At 47.2% G+C, this 18,605-nt stretch carries 16 protein-coding genes; 9 read left to right on the top strand and 7 right to left on the bottom strand.

Annotated features, from left to right (window positions below; genetic code table 11):
• Positions 1-351 precede the first annotated feature (351 nt).
• A complete protein-coding gene (locus L3C95_RS20260) occupies positions 352-1,017 on the bottom strand; it encodes an NAD-dependent epimerase/dehydratase family protein (protein ID WP_236390412.1) in 666 nt (221 codons plus the stop codon).
• A 207-nt stretch (positions 1,018-1,224) separates the two neighbouring features.
• Complete coding sequence (locus tag L3C95_RS20255; protein WP_236390411.1) at positions 1,225-1,422, bottom strand: hypothetical protein; 198 nt, start codon at positions 1,420-1,422, stop codon at positions 1,225-1,227.
• Positions 1,423-1,497: 75 nt separating this feature from the next.
• On the opposite strand from L3C95_RS20255, the gene L3C95_RS20250 reads away from it, so the two are divergent.
• Both L3C95_RS20250 and L3C95_RS20245 read left to right on the top strand, forming a co-directional pair.
• Positions 1,498-1,902 carry a DUF2809 domain-containing protein gene (locus L3C95_RS20250; protein WP_236390410.1) on the top strand — a complete coding sequence of 135 codons (405 nt, stop codon included), beginning with the start codon at positions 1,498-1,500 and terminating at the stop codon, positions 1,900-1,902.
• A 307-nt stretch (positions 1,903-2,209) separates the two neighbouring features.
• The gene (locus tag L3C95_RS20245) at positions 2,210-3,982 is read left to right on the top strand and encodes a cellulase family glycosylhydrolase (RefSeq protein WP_236390408.1); all 1,773 of its coding nucleotides are present in this window, start codon (positions 2,210-2,212) and stop codon (positions 3,980-3,982) included.
• A 119-nt stretch (positions 3,983-4,101) separates the two neighbouring features.
• Here the strand turns inward: L3C95_RS20245 and L3C95_RS20240 are convergent, their stop codons facing one another.
• Both L3C95_RS20240 and L3C95_RS20235 read right to left on the bottom strand, forming a co-directional pair.
• Entirely contained in the window at positions 4,102-4,473 is a 372-nt protein-coding gene (locus tag L3C95_RS20240) for a DUF779 domain-containing protein (RefSeq protein WP_236390406.1), read from the bottom strand.
• 214 nt (positions 4,474-4,687) lie between these two features.
• Entirely contained in the window at positions 4,688-6,220 is a 1,533-nt protein-coding gene (locus L3C95_RS20235) for an aldehyde dehydrogenase family protein (protein WP_236390404.1), read from the bottom strand.
• 168 nt (positions 6,221-6,388) lie between these two features.
• On the opposite strand from L3C95_RS20235, the gene L3C95_RS20230 reads away from it, so the two are divergent.
• Positions 6,389-7,315 (top strand): AraC family transcriptional regulator, encoded by a 927-nt coding sequence (locus tag L3C95_RS20230; protein ID WP_236390402.1) that lies wholly within the window; start codon positions 6,389-6,391, stop codon positions 7,313-7,315.
• Here L3C95_RS20230 and L3C95_RS20225 read toward each other — a convergent pair.
• On the bottom strand, positions 7,312-9,192 hold the full coding sequence (locus tag L3C95_RS20225; RefSeq protein ID WP_236390400.1) for a M1 family metallopeptidase: 1,881 nt from the start codon (positions 9,190-9,192) through the stop codon (positions 7,312-7,314). The two genes, L3C95_RS20230 and L3C95_RS20225, sit on opposite strands and share 4 nt — an antisense overlap.
• A gap of 96 nt (positions 9,193-9,288) precedes the next feature.
• Here L3C95_RS20225 and L3C95_RS20220 point away from each other — a divergent pair, with 96 nt between their 5' ends.
• Positions 9,289-9,534: a hypothetical protein gene (locus L3C95_RS20220; protein ID WP_236390398.1), complete on the top strand. Its 246-nt coding sequence runs from the start codon at positions 9,289-9,291 to the stop codon at positions 9,532-9,534.
• A 162-nt stretch (positions 9,535-9,696) separates the two neighbouring features.
• Entirely contained in the window at positions 9,697-10,266 is a 570-nt protein-coding gene (locus L3C95_RS20215) for an RNA polymerase sigma factor (RefSeq protein WP_236390396.1), read from the top strand.
• Positions 10,267-10,390: 124 nt separating this feature from the next.
• On the opposite strand, the gene L3C95_RS20210 is transcribed toward L3C95_RS20215, so the two are convergent.
• Positions 10,391-10,777, bottom strand: a complete 387-nt coding sequence (locus tag L3C95_RS20210; RefSeq protein ID WP_236390395.1) for a hypothetical protein — start codon at positions 10,775-10,777, stop codon at positions 10,391-10,393.
• Positions 10,778-11,069: 292 nt separating this feature from the next.
• Between L3C95_RS20210 and L3C95_RS20205 the strand changes: the two genes are divergently transcribed.
• From L3C95_RS20205 to L3C95_RS20190, 4 genes are all read left to right on the top strand, one after another.
• Positions 11,070-12,008 carry a FecR family protein gene (locus L3C95_RS20205; protein ID WP_236390394.1) on the top strand — a complete coding sequence of 313 codons (939 nt, stop codon included), beginning with the start codon at positions 11,070-11,072 and terminating at the stop codon, positions 12,006-12,008.
• A 134-nt stretch (positions 12,009-12,142) separates the two neighbouring features.
• The gene (locus tag L3C95_RS20200) at positions 12,143-15,472 is read left to right on the top strand and encodes a TonB-dependent receptor (protein ID WP_236390393.1); all 3,330 of its coding nucleotides are present in this window, start codon (positions 12,143-12,145) and stop codon (positions 15,470-15,472) included.
• Between the two features lie 19 nt (positions 15,473-15,491).
• The gene (locus L3C95_RS20195; protein ID WP_236390392.1) at positions 15,492-17,030 is read left to right on the top strand and encodes a RagB/SusD family nutrient uptake outer membrane protein; all 1,539 of its coding nucleotides are present in this window, start codon (positions 15,492-15,494) and stop codon (positions 17,028-17,030) included.
• A 28-nt stretch (positions 17,031-17,058) separates the two neighbouring features.
• Entirely contained in the window at positions 17,059-17,928 is an 870-nt protein-coding gene (locus L3C95_RS20190) for a glycerophosphodiester phosphodiesterase family protein (RefSeq protein WP_236390391.1), read from the top strand.
• Positions 17,929-17,998: 70 nt separating this feature from the next.
• On the opposite strand, the gene L3C95_RS20185 is transcribed toward L3C95_RS20190, so the two are convergent.
• Entirely contained in the window at positions 17,999-18,499 is a 501-nt protein-coding gene (locus L3C95_RS20185; RefSeq protein WP_236390390.1) for a 2'-5' RNA ligase family protein, read from the bottom strand.
• Positions 18,500-18,605: the final 106 nt, after the last annotated feature.

Raw genomic sequence — 18,605 nt, 5'->3', positions numbered from 1 at the left:
ATTAACATAACGCGGATAAGTGACGCGTCCCCATCATGACAATCCCCAATGGCGGCAGCATAGCGGCACAAATGCGACAACATTAAAACAATCAATGGAGACTATATAGCCAGCACTGCACAGATCCGGGACTAACAATAATCTATGTAATTCGGAAATATATGGTTACAGTGATAGGTATTGTAGATACCAACTTTTCATACTTAAACAATGAATGGTCATAAGAAACTAATGGTTATTAAAGCAATGCGAAGTACGGTCAACTTTTTGAAAAAGTAGTTAATGAGAAGTTAACAGAATAAAAATTGGAGAAGAATACACGCAGATGTCCTGTATGAACAGGAAAAGATATTATGCCCTCTTCCCCAGGGCGATAATATCTTTTCCTTCGATTGTCTTTTTCTGATATCCGTTCAATGTCACATTGATCATCGCCTGCCCTATCTCCTCCAGTTTTGCAAATCCACCCGGAAACAGTGCACGGCCGATGGGGAACATCCAGCCGATGTATTTGTAAAATGAATGCACATACTTCAGGCCCTTAATAGGTCTGATAAAACCCGGACGGAAGGCAAACACCGCCCGGAATGGCAATTCCATCAGGTCGTTCTCCGTTTTCCCCTTTACCCTGGCCCAGTTTGACCGGCCTTTTTCCGTACTGTCAGTCCCTGCCCCGGATACGTAACAGAAGGTCATATCCTTGTTTAGCTGACTCAAAGTTTCCGCCACATGCATGGTCAGGGTATAAGTCATCCTGTAATAGGTTTCCTTGCTCATGCCTACAGACGAAACGCCCAGGCAGAAATAACAGGCGTTATAGCCACTTAATTGTTCCCTGATGGGGCTAAAATCGAAGAAATCGGCGTGAATGATCTCTTTCAGCTTAGGATGCGTCACGCCACAGGGCCTCCTGTTGATGACCAGCACCGCCTCTACATCTGTGCTTAGCAGGCATTCGTGCAGAACGCCCTCTCCTACCATACCCGTTGCTCCCGTAATAATGGCTCTTATTTTCATATCGCTTGTTGGTTTTCAGGATTGATGCGGTCAGGTCCATTAATTGACTCCCCGCGCCGTAAAGATAAACGAAGCGAGTAAACTACCAACAAGCCGCCTCCATTCCTTCCGGGCAGGATCGTTTTTGGCCCGTTTCTGGTCAACCAACCATAACAGCTGGACGCAAAACAGCCAACAAGCTACTTCGATCACCACTTAACAGGTCATTTAAAGGGGTTCTCTCCCGTCAACAACAAAACATTCTATCAGTCCATCAATGAACTGCGCATTGAACGTGCCATTCAGCAGATGCAGTTTATGAGCAGCAAGGCGCTGCCGGTTAACGTACTTACCCTGGCTTTCGACTGCGGGTCCCAAAGCCAAATCATCCTTCAACCAGTATTTCAGGAAAATAACAGGTGTCATTCCCACTGAATATCTCCGCACGTTTGCAGGCACTATGAATGTTGAAACTTTCTAATATTTCCTATATTTGGACCTATGAAACCTATGAGAGCGAAGAAGATATTCCTATACTTTGTACTGTTCCTGCTCACCATTCCCATTGGATTGGCTACGCGTTTATACCCACATTACTTTCCAGGACTTATCAGCACCTATGGGGGCGACGTACTGTATGCCACCTGCCTGTTCTTCTTTTTAAGGTTTTTATTCCCTGCTACTGAACCCGTAAAGCTGGGTATACTTACCCTCCTGGCGTGCATCATTATCGAACTGCAGCAATTATATAAAGCCAGCTGGATCGTGCAGCTGCGGCATACGTTCCCATTCGGCCTGATACTGGGTTATGATTTTGTGCTGAGCGATTGTATCTGCTATGCAGTAGGCGCGCTGCTGGGAACAGGTATTGCATTGATGCTGGAACGCTCCCGCGTTATGCGTTAAGTTCCCCGGCTAAATATTCAAATCGTATCTGAAGGTCATGAAACCAAAAAAGATATTCGAATATGTAATACTCTTCGTGGTCACCGTCCTCGTGGCGTTGGTGCTTCCTTTACTTTTTAACCTGATCTTGCTTCAATTCTTATAACAGTTCGCAGAACTCCCGTCTTGCACGGATAATGCTCTTTTTCAGGAATTACACGGAATCGCCGCTAAACAGACATGTCAACCCACTTATCAATCCTCATCTTTTTTCTGTTCATAAATCCCTATTTTGTTACCTCGTCAATTTTTAGTCTAATTCATTGTTATGAAACTATCTAAACACGTCACGTTATTGTTATTGATCTCCCTGTCCTTCAATCCATTACAGAGCCGGAGCCAGGGCTTCCTCAGGGCCAAAGGCACACAGATCGTTAACCAGAAAGGAGAAAATGTACTCTTGCGTGGTATTGGCCTTGGCGGCTGGATGCTGCAGGAAGGATATATGTTACGGGTAAACGGCCAGGGCCAGCAGCATAAGATCCGTGCAGGTATTGAACGCCTCATCGGGCCGCAAAGAACACAGGAATTCTATGACGCCTGGCTGGACAACCACACGACCAAAGCAGATATTGACTCCCTGAAAGCCTGGGGCTTCAATTCTGTTCGTTTGCCCATGCACTTTAACCTGTATACCCTACCGGCAGACAAAGAGCCTGTGGCCGGACAGCACACCTGGCTGGAAAAAGGCTTCGTAATGACAGACAGCCTGCTGGCATGGTGTAAGGCAAACAACATGTACCTGATCCTGGACCTGCATGCGGCTCCCGGCGGACAAGGGAATGACCTGAACATTTCTGACCGCGACGGCTCGAAACCTTCTCTCTGGGAAAGTGAGCCTGACCGCTTAAAGACCGTGGCATTGTGGAAGAAGCTTGCTGAACGTTACCAGGATGAGCCTTTCATCGGCGCTTATGACATTCTGAACGAGCCTAACTATGGCTTCGAAGACCCTGAAAATGACAAGAACGGCCTGAAAGAACAGAACAACGTTCCGCTTAAACAATTACTGCAGGATATTACGAAAGCGATCCGCGAAGTAGACAACAGACATATCATCATCATTGAGGGCAATGGCTGGGGAAACAATTACAACGGCATGCTGCCACCATGGGACAAGAATATGGTACTGAGTTTCCATAAATACTGGAACCTGAATGATACCAGGTCCATCCAGCATATCCTGGACTTCCGCCAGAAGTATAATGTACCTGTATGGCTGGGAGAAACAGGTGAGAACTCGAATGTCTGGTTTACGGAAGCCATCCGCCTGTTTGAAAAGAACAACATCGGCTGGTCGTGGTGGCCACTGAAGAAGTTAGGCGCTAACAATCCGCTGGAGATCCCGTCCAACGAAAAATATATGCGCGTGATCAACTATATCAGCGGCAAGGGCAGCGCACCCGCCAGTGATATGGCCTATGAAGGTTTGATGGAAGTGGCCAGAGGAACGAATATCAGCAACAACATCCTTCACCGCGACGTCATCGACGCGATGATCCGTCAGCCCTTCTCTGAAAAAACGTTGCCTTTTAAAAACAATACGATCACGAACACAGGGACGCTGGCTGCAGTGGATTATGATCTCGGAGTAAACCGTGCGGCTTACTTTGATACTGATACGGCAAATTACCGTATATCCAATCCTAAATGGGTGGGCGGCAACCGTGGCAGGGTATACCGGAATGATGGTGTAGACATTGTAGCTGATTCCGCTGATGCAAACAGCTATTACGTAACCGATTTTGCTACCGGCGAATGGTTGAAGTACACAATGAATATTTCCCTGAAAGGAAAGTATACACTTTCTTTCATCGCTGCACCAGGTAATGCGCCTGGCAAACTGGCTGTGACAATTGACGGAAAACCAACAGGTAAAGTAACCGTGATCCCGGCAAAAGAAAATAAACGTGGTGAGTGGCAGGCCTATACGCTGAAAAATATTGTACTCAGGAATGGCCGCCAAACCCTCCGGCTATATGCTGAAACCGGAGGATTTGACTTGAAAGCCATTCATTTTGAAAAATCCCCTGTACCCTAAGAATTTATCATGCCATACAGGCAAGGGGTTATTATCCACTGATCATCATAAGCTTACAATTTGATATGAAAAGTCCTGTCAGTTGAAACTGCAGGACTTTCCATTTTTCGGGATAGTGTTTAAGTCAGCGGTTGTGTCGTTTCCAGCTCCGCAAACTCTTCATCCGAGAATACGCGGGAGCGGATATGAAATCTGACTCCCAGGGGGATCTCCAGTGAAAAACTACTTCCACGCCCTTTGATGACGTCCAGGATCAATTGCGTGTGTTTCCAGTATTCAAACTGGTCCCCGTTCATATAAAACTTACATCCATCTACTTCACCGAGGCATACGTCAGTAGCTCCTGTTTTAAACTCCCCCTCGGGAAAGCACATTGGTTGTGAGCCGTCACAACAGCCCCCACTTTGGTGAAACATCAGGGGGCCATGCCTGTGACGGAGCTCATTGATCAAGGATATGGCGTCCTCAGTTGCTATGATTCTCTTAGTCATGAAAAAAGTTAAGACACTATATAAAAAATCAGGAATTCCGAAACATGGAACCTGGGGTGCAACCCCGGGTATATTTGTAGCCCCGGGTGCAACCCTGGTGTGTCTGTAGCGCGGGGATAATATCCCGTGGGTATTTGTAGCCCGGGTGATAGCCGCGGGTACCCATGTCTGCAACAAACACAAATCAATTTTTAACTCCTGATCGGTAATTTATTTAGAAGAATCCAAGTTTCTGTTTACCATAAGATATCAGCATATTCTTCGTCTGACGATAGTGATTCAGCATCATCTTATGTGTTTCCCTTCCAAAACCGGATTTCTTATATCCTCCGAATGGTGCGTGAGCCGGATAAGCATGATAGCAGTTCACCCATACCCTACCGGCCTGTAATGCTCTTGGAACCTGATACAGTTCATGTGCATCCCGGGTCCAGACACCTGCGCCCAATCCGTAGAGTGTATCATTGGCAATCTCGATCGCTTCTTCTGTCGATTTGAAAGTGGTCACACAAGCTACCGGTCCAAATATCTCTTCCTGGAATACCCTCATCTTGTTGTTTCCTTTCAGGAGTGTAGGCTGAACATAGAATCCGTGCTCCAGCCCGTTGTTCTGATGGAAAGCATCGCCACCGCATAACACTTCTGCGCCTTCCTGTTTACCAATATCCAGATAACTCAGTATCTTCTGGAACTGGTCTTCACTGGCCTGGGCGCCCATCATAACATCCGGGTCGAGCGGGTTACCCATCTTAATGGCTTTTGTGCGTTGAATAACGCGGTCCATGAAGCGATCATAGATGTGATCGTGTACCAGTATACGACTTGGACAGGTACATACCTCACCCTGGTTCAGGGCAAACAGTACGGCTCCTTCTACTGCTTTATCAAAGAACTCATCATCTGCGTCAGCTACGCTTTCAAAGAAAATGTTAGGACTCTTACCTCCCAATTCCATCGTAACGGGGATCAGGTTTTCTGAGGCGTATTGCATAATGAGCCTGCCGGTAGTAGTTTCCCCCGTAAAGGCAACCTTCTGCACTTTGGGAGATGATGCCAGCGGTTTACCCGCTTCCACACCGAAACCGGTTACAATATTCAATACACCTTTCGGTAATACATTGCCGATCAGTTCCATCAGTACCATAATGCTGGTAGGCGTCTGTTCTGCAGGTTTTACCACTACGCAGCAACCTGCAGCCAGTGCAGGCGCAATCTTCCAGGCTGCCATGAGCAGCGGGAAGTTCCACGGGATGATCTGACCCACAACACCAATAGGCTCATGCAGGTTGATGCTCACCGTGGTTTCATCATGTTCACTGATCGTGCCTTCCTCACTGCGGATCACTCCGGCGAAATAACGAAAATGATCTACTACCAGTGGCAGGTCGGCCGCCTTTGTTTCCCGGATAGGTTTCCCGTTGTCTATTGTCTCAACAACGGCCAGATAATCCAGGTTATCTTCCACTATCTGTGCGATTTTCAACAGCAGGTTACTCCTGTAAGAAGCAGCTGTTCTACTCCATGTTTTAAATGCTTCATGGGCCGCATCTATCGCTTTATCAATATCAGTGGCATTGCCTCTTGCAGCTTGTGTGAAAACCTTACCATCTATGGGAGAAATGTTATCAAAATATTCACCGCTGGATGGTGGCACCCATTCCCCGTTAATAAAATGCTCATACCTGGTCTTAAATTCAGGACGTGCTGCCAGGGTTGAAGAAGGGGCAGCAGATGTTGCAACGCTCATAATTTGTGGAGTTTTTTAAACGTGAAATAATACGTGAAATAATACCTGCAATTTCCTGAACTGATAAGAAGACACGGATATTTTCGTACTTATTTATAGCACAATCGTACCTTAATTTTGAGATGGGCGGGAAATTGGTTAACTTGTTGGTAGTAAACAGATATTCCTATGCAGATAAAGAATTATTTGCAGACGATTGACCTTACTATTCCACGGCAACTGCAAACTTTAGTAGAGAACAGGCGTGTGTTCAATCTCCGCAATTGTGAGCTGAGTATCTTTGAAAGTTACGAGCAGGCCTACGATGTTCCGCTCACTTTCAATGATCTCGTAATTACCAGCATGATACGCGGTAAAAAGATCATGCATCTTGTCAATAAACCTTCTTTCGATTACCTGCCGGGAGAATCGCTCATCGTGCCGCCACAGGAAACCATGACCATCGATTTTCCGGAAGCTACCCTGGACAATCCCACGCAGTGTATTGCCCTGGCTATAGACGACAGCTATATCCGGGAAACGGTCAATTATTTGAATCATTATTACAATACCGATGGTGAACAGCAAAACTGGCAACTTTCCTTCCAGCAGTATCACTTTGAGAATAATCATGAGATTACAGAATTGATCAATAAACTGATCCGCATCTGTAGCAGTCATGATAAGTCGAAGAATATCTATGCAGATCTGCAGCTGAAAGAACTCCTAATCCGCCTGTTGCAAAGTCAGCAGTTAGGACAGGCGGAGGAAGGCAGCAATTCCAATATTAACGGTAACAGGCAAAATTTTGTCTTGAACTATATCCACGAGCATCTAACGGAGAAGATCGCAGTAGAAGCCCTGAGCCGGAAGGCATATCTCAGCAGGAACCTGTTCTTTAAATGGTTCCGTGAGCAGTTTGGTATCACGCCGCTGGAGTATGTCAACAAGGAAAGGATTAAGCTTGCCAAACAACTATTGGCAAAGCCGCAAAGCAATATTTACGATGTAAGCAAGCTTTGCGGCTTCACAGATGTCAACTATTTTATCAGGGTATTCAGGAAGGTGGAAGGCACCACCCCCAAAGTCTATCAATCTTCCTGTAATTGTAATTAATTAGCTCTCCAGTCATTATCCTCAGGTGTGTAGTCTGTGTACAGCACACCATCCAGCATTACTGCAGCTACCTTACCGCTGACAGGCACATTTACCGTTACCTGTTTGCTGCCGCTCTTCCACAGGGCCGGTGTCTGGTGCACAGTTTTAGTTTTACCATCGGCATAAGTGATCACTATATCAAAAGGAATGGCGAAGCCGCCCGCATTCACGACGGACAGTTCGGCGTTGTTGCCTTTTGTCTTTACACCCGCCAGTTGCAGGTCAATATAATTATTGCTGAAGAACCAGTTATTCCAGAACCAGTCCAGGTTCTGACCAGCGTAATTGCTGAAGGAATTGAAGAAATCCCAGGGAATAGGATGTTTGCCATTCCAGTCATGCATGTAGCCATGCAGACACTTCCGGAACAGGTCATCGCCCAATAGGTCTTTCAACGCCAGATAAGCCAGGGATGGCTTTCCATAAGCATTGTTTCCATACCCGACACCGCTCACCTGGTGCGACTGGGAAATAATCGGCTGATCCTGCTCTCCGGAGGCGTCTTTGATATAAGAATCCACCCGGAACATTCTGTAGAATTTATCGGCAGCGATCTTACCTTTTTCCGCCACACCGATCAGGTACTCAAAAGTGGTGGCCCATCCCTCATCCATGAAGGCATAACGGCTTTCGTTAATACCCATATAAAAAGGGAAATAGGTATGTGCGATCTCATGGTCCTGCACCAGTTGCGCAAAACCGATCTGATCGCCTACGGTCGCGTCGTTGACCATCATCGGGTACTCCATATCGGCAAATCCCTGGAAGGCGGTCATAGTAGGGAAAGGATATGCCACTCCCGGCCAGTAACGGGAGAACCAGTCTAATGCATAGCGGGAAAAATCCACAGAATGGTGAAAGTCCGCAGCAGCGTCATCATAAGCGGCCTGCACACTCGCACGGCGACCGGCTGCACTGTCAACGACTACACTGGCGGCATCCCATACATAATGGTTGCTCATGCCAAAGGTTACGTCTGCTATATGTGAAGCGCTGAATTTCCAGGTATTCCAGTCCTTTTGAGCTGTCACCTTCCCCGCGCTCATTTCTTCCTTGCTGGCAATATGGATCAGGCGGTCTGAAGTATAAGACGCTTTCAGGCGCTGGGCGATACCCGGCTGCAGCACTGCCTCCACGTTCTGCAATACACCCGTACCCCATACCACGTAATTCTTCGGAGCGGTGACTGCTACATTATAGTCGTTAAAATCACTGTAGAACTCCACCCTGTCCATGTGTTCTATCCTATCCCATCCGTTGTAATCGTCATATACGGAAATGCGCGGATAGGCATAAGCAAGAAAGAAGGTAGTACTGTCTATTTTTCCCTCCCTTCCGCTCAGTTTGGACAAGGTGTAATGCCAGCTGATATTCACGTCGAGACTGTCCTTAGACTGCAGTGACTGGGCCAGTTTAACCGTACCTACCGTTGCGATATCATTATCAAAGGGAACATTCACACCATTGATGACCAGGGTATCTACCGTTACGCCATCTTCTGTCAGGAAGTCTTTGCTGACATACCCGGAGCGGGGCGCATTGGTTTTATGCAGATTGCAGATCAGGCGGATCACGAGTTCATTCAGAGGATCGGGGCTGTTGTTGATATACCGGATCTTTTCCCGGCCATATACCACGCCGGAGGGGGCATTTACTTTCAGCTGGATATCATAGCGGCCTTTGTTCTGCCAGTAGTTCGGGCCCGGAACACCATTCTTTGCCCTTGTCTGATTAGCATATGCCTTTTTTATATTCCGGGGCATATACAGCTCCTGGGCAGACACCAGCCCCGTGTATCCGAGCATGAGCGCCAGTGCGATTACAATCCTGATCATAAGTAGTATTTAGATATCCGGCAAATATACGGTTGCCGCTGATTAGTAGCTAAAGTAGGCATAATGATTGTACCGATTTCTATAAAGATTTTATATATGATTACATTCACCATTGACCACAATAATGAGCAGATCACTGTAACCGAATTAGGCAAATGCAGCTTTAGGGTGGATAGGCCGGGGAAGGAAATATTGTTGCTACTAAAGCAGGACAATGAAGGAGCCGGCCATTGGTTTGAAGAAGGAACCGATAATGAAACCGAAGAAACCAAAGAGATTGGCGCAGCTATCGATAATTACATGGCGAAATACGATTCACTGCCAACGCCTGATCCTTATTAAGAATGTACGCTGTCTGCATAAACCAAGGGTTTTATGCCAACCGTTTAATAACTGGTGTTCACCCGTTTGTGATGAACGGTAAACGTGTGCTCACAATTATTTAATATGAGAATTCCCCCCGGCCCTATTACTTTTGGATACCGTAACTAAAGATGCTGCTTTATGTCAGGCCAATTAAGTGAATGGGGGGAAAACGAATTGTTCCGGCAATTCCAGCAGGGCTATACCGCAGCGTTTGAGGAAATTTACAGACGCTACTCCGCCCTCCTCTACCAGCACGCTTTCAGAATGCTGGAAAATGAAGCAGACGCACAGGATATTATCCAGGAGGTATTTGCCCATCTATGGACAAAAGGTGCTGAACTGAACATCACTGTCTCCCTGGCAGCCTACCTCTATGTAAGCACACGCAATAAAGTGCTGAACGTTATCTCCCGCAAACGCTCCTACCGGCATCATCTTGATCATCTGAAACAGTTCATTTCCGAAACAGACACCAGCACCATCGAACAGCTGAACGAACGCGAACTACTGCTCTGCATTGAAAAAGAAGTACAGCAGCTACCGGCTAAAATGCGGGAAGTGTTTGAACTGAGCCGCAAAGCTACTTTGTCGCACAAGGAGATTGCACAACAGCTGGAACTATCGCCAGAAACGGTGAAGAAACAGGTGAGTAATGCCGTGCGTATATTGAAGCATAAACTGGTGCATTTTATATTTCTGATTTTGTGAAGCAATACCCTCATCTCCTGGTCTTATGAGAAGACCTCTAAGTCAGTTTTTCCATACACCGCATGTAACTTACAATATAGCAGGAAACCATATCATAACACAAGCAAGCATCCCTGCCGGAAGTTTATTGATAGCAGCCCATAATCAACGGCCGGCTTATACTATGTATGTAAATTATTAAACTATCATTTATACTATTAGCAATATAACAGTATTTAACATCTTTAGGATCGAGATAAAAGACGGTGTCATTATCATTAAAACCAGCACGCACCTTTATTGAATCAGCTGATGAACAGTATTTTTTAACATCCGACCCGACAGAAGCCAATGACATAAAATAACGTTTCTCAAAAGTTTCCTGAAATACCAGGCTGCCGTCGACATAAATAAATGCGGTATCGCCTTTATTAGCTGCCGTACAGACAAATTTGACGCTATGCTTACATCTGTTACAAGCGACGACAAACAAAAGAAGAAACCACAGCGCTGCAAATGATATTATTTTCATAGTAAAATTTTGGGATATGACAATTTACCTTAGTATAAATATACTGAAGGGGTGGGCTATTTTCATTTGTACAATTACTTTATGTTTAACCCTTTCAAAATTAATCTTTCCCATCTTCCGGATCATTCCTTTTATCCAAAACCAGCTTGTGACTTTTCAGCAAGTTGAAAACCAGCACATCTGCCTTTATTGAGTATGTTCTTCCCTTAACATTTAGATAATATTCCCATCTACTCCCTCCCTTCTTCCCCTTTGTCTTATATATGTACGCAGGCGAAAGTGCGGTGCATATATGGATAACCAGGAGATCAATAAACTATTACAACGGTATATAGCAGGCGAGTGCACTGCTGAAGAGGAACGGCTCGTTGAAGCATGGTATGAGCAACAGCGTGAGACCAGCAGGGCTGATGTTTCCGGACTTGATATTGCCACCGCACAAGAGCAGATATGGGGCAGGCTGCAACAACGGCCGGTACGCAAAATAAGCTACCTGTGGAAGATAGCAGCCGCTATTACCATATTGCTGGGGGGCGGATACCTGTCGTACGTATTGTTCTTCAACAACAGCATTACCTGGAAAGAAACATTTGCAGATCATCATCAGCCTGTACACCTGACATTACCAGATGGCTCGGACGTCTGGTTAAATGCGGGCAGCCATTTACGTTATCCTGCACAATTCAATGGCAAAGAACGGCAGATCATACTTGTAACAGGGGAAGCCCGTATCCATGCAGCAGAAGATCCGCAACATCCTTTCATCATTACTGCTGGTAGCCTACAGACACGCGTGCTGGGTACTATCTTCAATGTTCGTTCTTATAAAGAACTACCCTTTGTACAGGTAAGCGTGCAGGAAGGTAAAGTGGCAGTGACACGTAGCAGCGGCGATGATGCAGGCACAGTATTGCTACTCCCCAATGAGCGGGCCACACTCTATGCAAACAGGCAGGATATAATCAAAGATACCGTGGATGCAGCATCCATTAGTGGATGGACCACCGACCAGCTGCTCTTCAATAACGAACGGCTGGACATGATCGCAATTTTGTTAGAGCATGAATATAATGTCAGGATCTCTTTTGCTGATACGACTTTACCGTCCTACAAGGTAACTGCCGGATTTGCGGCAACAGATTCTGTCAGGGAAGTATTGGAAGCATTGAGCCTGGCGAATAATCTGAGTTTCAGGTTACAGGGCAACAACATCGTATTCGATAAACAGTAACTATAATAAAAAACCGGTAACGGATCGCTACCGGTCTATGGCCGGGAAACATCAATCGGTAACTGCAATCACATATTGATCTTCCCGGCGTGATTTCATCATGATTTAATCAAAATTAAAACCAGCGCAAAGGTATGAAAATTTGTACCAGTAGTGTCATGTCGCTTATTCAACGGCATGTAAAGGCAGGCTGTTGCCTGATCATTCCTGTACTGCTGGCCGCACAGCTCTCTGCTACCGGCCATCAACAGACGATGTCGGACCCTGTACTCAAGGAGACCATCGACTGTACCATCGAACGTAAATCACTGAAAGAGGCTTTCGCCCTGGTTCAGAAAAAGAGTGGCTACCTTTTCATCTACAACGAAAAGCTGCTCTCCCCCTACACTTCCGTAAGTATTGACGCCCGTCACCAGAATGTTTCTGATGTCATTGCCAGCCTGCTGCGCAACCTGCCCCTTACCTACCGTATCCAGAACGGGAAGGTGATCATCATGGAGAAAGCCGGCCCTAAACGTCCGCAGGCTGCTAATGAAAGTGCTGCCATCAATGATGAACAGATCAGGGGAAAAGTAACCGATGAAAACGGCGCGCCGCTTCCAGGTGTGACCATCATGGTGAAAGGCCAGAACAAAGGAGCTATTTCTGATGGCGATGGTAATTTCATCCTGAACGTAAGTAATGAAGCTACGCTGCTCTTTTCCATGTCGGGCTACAGGAACAGGGAAATGCCAGTTGGACAGAATATGCAGGTGGTACTGGCAGCAGACATCCGCGGACTGAACGAGATGGTGGTAGTTGGTTATGGCGCCCAGAAGAAAAGAGACGTTACCGGCGCCGTAGCTTCTGTAAAGAGCAGGGACATTGCCGAACAGCCGGTAGCCAACCCCATTGAGGCACTGAAAGGTAAGGTAGCAGGTCTGGATATCTCAAACTCGGGCAATGAACCCGGTGCAGGCGCTAATATCCTCCTGCGCGGACAACGTTCCATTGCTGCCGGCAATACCCCGCTCATAGTACTGGACGGTATTCCCCTGGCTTCTACTGATGCCAAAACCCCTCCGAGCCTTAACGAGATCAACCCGAACGATATCCAGAGCATTGAGGTACTAAAGGATGCTTCCTCCACTGCTATTTATGGCTCCAGGGCCGCTAACGGCGTTATCCTGATCACCACCAAACGTGGTGCTGCCGGACAAACCAACGTGTCTTACAGCGGCTATTATGGCGCTACGTCCATTACACGTAAACTGGATGTTATGGACGGCGCTCAGTTTGCACAGCTGAGAAGGGAGGCTGCCAGAACCAACAGTGCTAACAACCAGTATCCGCCGGACGCAGCGCTGTTTGATGATATCGCACTGAGATCGCTCGCTTTGGGCCGTTCCACCGACTGGCAGGACCTGGTATATCATTCAGGTGCCCGGCAGAACCACCAGGTTTCCTTAACCGGAGGTAAAGAGCATACACAGTTTGCCGTTTCATTCAACTACTATAAAGAAAAAGGGATTGTAGACAAGTCTGATTTTACCCGTGGTTCTGTACGTATCAATATTGATCACCAGGTCAACAACCACCTGCGCTTCGGGGTGTATTCCTTCCTGACCCGGTCAGGAGAGAATGCTGTCAGCAATGATGTGTTTGACAACATGCTGCGCACCAGCCCACTGGGTATACCTTACGACAGCCTCGGTAACATGCTGTTCCGCACTACCCATGATGAAGGCCAGCGTGTGAATCCGTTGATGGATATTAAGAACTACACTAACCAGACCTATAAGACACGTATCTTCAGTAGTCTTTACGGAGAATGGAATATCGCAAAGGGCTTAAGCTATCGCCTCAACGTAGGTCCGGAAATAGAAAATACCCGGAATGGCGCTTTCGCCGGTAGTCAGACCACTACCAACCAGGGTGGTACACCTGCCGCCACTGTAGCCAGCAGAGAGCTTGTGTCCATCACCATCGAGAACATCCTGAAGTATGACCGCAAGTTTGGAAAAGATCACCACCTGAACGTGACGCTCCTGCAAAGCTCCCAGCAGATGGAGATCAACAGCGCGAGTACAACGGCCAACCAGCTGCCTTATGAGTCGCAGGGTTATCATAACATTGGTAGTGCCGGGCAGGTGCTGAGCATTGCCAGCGACTACCAGAAAAGCCTCCTGCTCTCTTACATGGGCCGTATCAACTACGACTTTAAAGAGCGTTACCTCCTCACACTGACTGCCCGTGAAGACGGTTCCTCCGTATTTGCCAAAGGGCATAAATGGGAATACTTCCCTTCTGCTGCCCTCGCCTGGCGTATCGATGCAGAACCTTTCATGCAACAGGCTTCTGGTGTAACCACACTGAAACTGCGTACCAGCTATGGTAAAACCGGTAACAACGGCATCGCGCCTTACGGTACTTTCAGTACCCTTGCGCCCAGCCCCTATGCTTTTGGCAGCACAGGATCCAGCGGCTTCACGCCTGCTACTATTTCCAATCCGGAGTTGAAATGGGAAACGACGAAGGAATTTAACGTAGGTCTCGACTTCGGATTCCTGAAGGACAGGATCACTGGTGCTATTGAACATTATATCTCCAATACCGACAATCTGCTGCTCACCCGTGGTATTCCCGGCAGTACCGGCTACACTAAAATATTGCAGAATATAGGCGCTACCCGTAACAAAGGGTGGGAAGTTTCGCTCTCTACCGTGAACCTTCAAACAAAGAGCGGCTTCCAGTGGCGAACAGATTTCAGCTTTGCCACCAACAGGAACAGGATCACGCAGCTGTATGGCGATGGGAAGGATGATATTGGCAACAGCTGGTTTATCGGCCAACCCATAGGTTCCATCTATAGCTATCGCAAAATTGGCATCTGGCAGACAAGTGAAGCGGCAGAAGCAGCCACATATGGTTATAAACCGGGCATGATCAAACTGCAGGACCTTAACAACGATAAAAAACTGGACGATCAGGACCGTACCATCCTGGGTAACACAACGCCTTCCTGGTTTGGCGGTATCACCAACCGTTTCTCTTACAAAGGACTGGAGCTGTCAACGGTGGTCAATATCAGGCAGCAATATCTCATCGTTTCACAGTTCTATAATAACAACAACCGCCTGGCAGGACGTTACAATAATCTGGATGTAGCGTACTGGACACCGGAACATGCTACCAACGACAATCCCCGCCCTGATCAGAACCAGGAAAGTGTATTCATGGGCAATACCCTGTCTTATAAAGACGCCAGTTTTGTGCGTATCAAGAACCTGGCACTCAGCTATTCCCTGCCGGCCAGCCTGCTGCGTCCTACAGGTATCAAAAGCCTGCGCGTGAACATCAGCGCGGAGAATCCTTTCACTTTCACGCCGTATAAAGGACAAGACCCTGAGTTTGAGTCTGACGGCACCCGTGCCATGTATCCGCTCGTAAAGATGTATGCGATAGGATTGAATGCATCCTTTTAATCTTTAAAACAATCAGATCATGATCATAAGCAACAAGTTGAATATATGGACAGTGCTGCTACTGGGAGCGCTTGGCTTCAGCTCATGCAGCCTGGACGAGAAAGACCTGTATAAACCGGTACCCGAGGCCATCTTCAGTAATGCCACCGGTATTGGCAATGGCGTTAGTGGCGTGTATAGCACCCTGCGTCAGCTGTATGGCTCTGAGCCCGGCTTTACCGTAACAGAAATGGGTACAGATATCTTCCAGCATGGAAAGGACGGTAGTTTCAAATTTATGGACGACTATTCCACCGCCTTCAATCCCAACAACAGTTACCTGAGCAGGATCTGGAACAGCTGTTATGCCGGTATCAATACGGCTAACACTGTCCTGGACAAGATAGACGGCGTGGCAATGGACGAGGCCCTGAAAACCCGTTATAAAGCGGAAGTACGGTTCCTGCGCGCCCATTATTACTACTGGCTCACCATGCAGTTTGGAGATGCCGTGTACTCCGAACATGAGACCAAAGGGGTGGTGACAAATGCCGGCAGGACATCCAAAGATACCATCTGGAAAAGGATGCAGGAGGATACGAAGTTCGCAATAGATAACCTGGGCTGGACCACCACCGACTATGGTCGCGTTACCAAAGGCGCCGCCCTGCACCAGCTGGCGAAGATCGACCTGCTGCTGAAGGATTACAAAGGCGCATCCGATGCAGCACTGGAATTGATCAATAACGGTCCTTACAAACTGCAGAGCACTTATGCGGCTGTATTCGACTATGCCAATCAGCAGAACAGTGAGATCGTTTTTGCCACGCAATACCTCAATAATGCGTTGTACAACGGCCCAGGCAATGGCGGACATGCTTTCTTCACACCTGCCTACGACCAGTTCGGACTGACCAGGGACCTTAACCAGGGCGGCAGGCCCTATACCCGTTTCCGTCCGACTGTATTTTTCAGAGAACTGTTCGAGCCAAACGACACCCGTTTTGACGTGACCTTCCGTTATACCTGGTTCTATAACAATGCCGCTACCACGCCGCCGGGCAAGAAAGTGGGCGATACGGTTGTATGGACCATCAGTCCGGGACTTACTTCCACCATTGCACCTAATACAGATAACATGCACTGGGCCATCAAAAAACATGATGATCCTACCCGTTCCAGTCCGCAGGATCTCTCTGGTTTCAGGGACTTCTTTGTATACCGTTTGTCAGAAACCTACCTGATAGCTGCAGAAGCGCTGATGATGCAACAGGAGTATGAGGAAGGCGTAAAGTGGCTGAACAAAGTGAGGGACAGGGCGGCGAAACCGGGCACCACATTGCCACAACTAACGGCTGCACAACTGAACATAGATGCTATACTCGATGAACGTGCGCGAGAGCTGGGTGGTGAGGAAGACCGCTGGATGGAACTGGTGCGCACCGGCAAACTATTAGAAAGAGCTGCGAAATATAATCCGAATGCCAAGAATATCCAGCCCCACCATGTGCTGCGCCCTATTCCGCAGGAACAGATAGATCTTTCTACTAATAAATTCGAACAGAACGACGGTTATTGATACAAATTTCAAAAGCAAAAAGAAACATATGAAACGTTATCTTTCCTTCATGCTACTCGCTGGCACTTTATCCGTACAGGCACAACAGACCGAGCCTGTAAAGTCCATCCTCGATGAGTTCTATCATCATCCCGAGCACATCATGGTAGCTGCACACCGTGCCGCACATACCAAATACCCTGAGAATTCACTGGCAGCAGTAAAAGAAGCTATCGCCCAGGGTATCGATATTGCTGAGGTGGACGTACGTGAAACGAAGGACAATGTCCTGATCCTGATGCACGATAAAGATATTCAGCGCATGACCGGAAAACCTGGCCTGGTCAGGGACTTCACCTATGCAGCGCTTCAGCAGCTCCCGCTGTTGTTTAACGGACAACCCAGCACGGAAAAGATCCCGACTTTCGACGAGTTACTGAAACTCGCGAAAGGTAAGATCATGATCGATGTAGACTTTAAGGAAGGCCGCAAGGAGCCCGCACAACAGGCTATTGAACTGATCGTTGCCAACAAGATGCAGGACCAGGTACTATTCTTCCTGTACGATCATCGTTATGCACCACTGCTGCACGAGTGGAACCCGGCTATCCCCATTATGCCCAGAGCACATAGTGCAGCAGAGATCCGGGACATCTGGCAGATAGGTGAAAAACAGGGCAAATTCCCAGCTATCCATATAGACGATTCCTTCTACTCAGACACCCTGATGCAGAAGATCACCAGCAATGGTTCAAGAATATGGACCAATGCACTGGGCAAGTATGATAATATGGAAAAGGTAACCGCGGATAGTGGGTTCGATCAACTGCGTAAAGATGCCAGATATGCTAATGCTGTTCAGACAGATCATCCGGAAAAGTTGCTGGCCTATCTGCGTAAAAAAGGACTACATAAATAAGCACTACTTAGTGTAGTATTAACGCTTTTCATCTGAGACGATGCACTTTGTTGTAAGGTGCATCGTCTTCTCATTTATGAAAAGGAAACACTGTTAGCGCCTTCCACGGACCATGCAGGTACCGCCACGTCTGCAGGCCGGTAGCCCTGATCTCAAAAGGTATAAAGTCCTCGGACAATGTCTGGTGTACATGCTGGGCCTTAAATGATGTGACTTTGTTCTGTACCGTTATATGCGGACGTAAAGGTTGTCTGTCCTGTTTTATTAACCACGGATCGAAGGCTTGCTGTAACTGCTGATGCAATAGCTGTAATTCATCTGATACCAGTCGGTAGGCAACACCCTTTCCGAAATTGACAATCCCCGCTACAGTTAGTATCAGCGGGCCTCTGTGGCTCTTCTCCTCTAATGTGTTTGTGATAGCCGGTTCACCCAGGGGCAGGTGATGAAACAAGGTAATATGAGCATCCAGATAATTGGCATGAGCCGGAAAATACCGTTGCCGTAAAGCGTTAAAATGTAGCTGATACGCTTCCTCCATTTGCAATGTAATGATCTGAATATTACTCATTGTCTGTATAAAAACTACTCAATTTAAACATTGCTGTGTAACTAAAAAACCCTGGAATCCGTCCCTGATAACAGTTACAGCTGTACGATGTTATAACATGGATAAA

Source organism: Chitinophaga filiformis (genome assembly GCF_021646545.1).
GTDB classification, from domain to species: Bacteria; Bacteroidota; Bacteroidia; order Chitinophagales; family Chitinophagaceae; genus Chitinophaga; species Chitinophaga filiformis_A.
The sequence above is the reverse complement of the archived record's forward strand: the minus strand, read 5'-3'. Positions and strand labels throughout refer to the sequence as shown.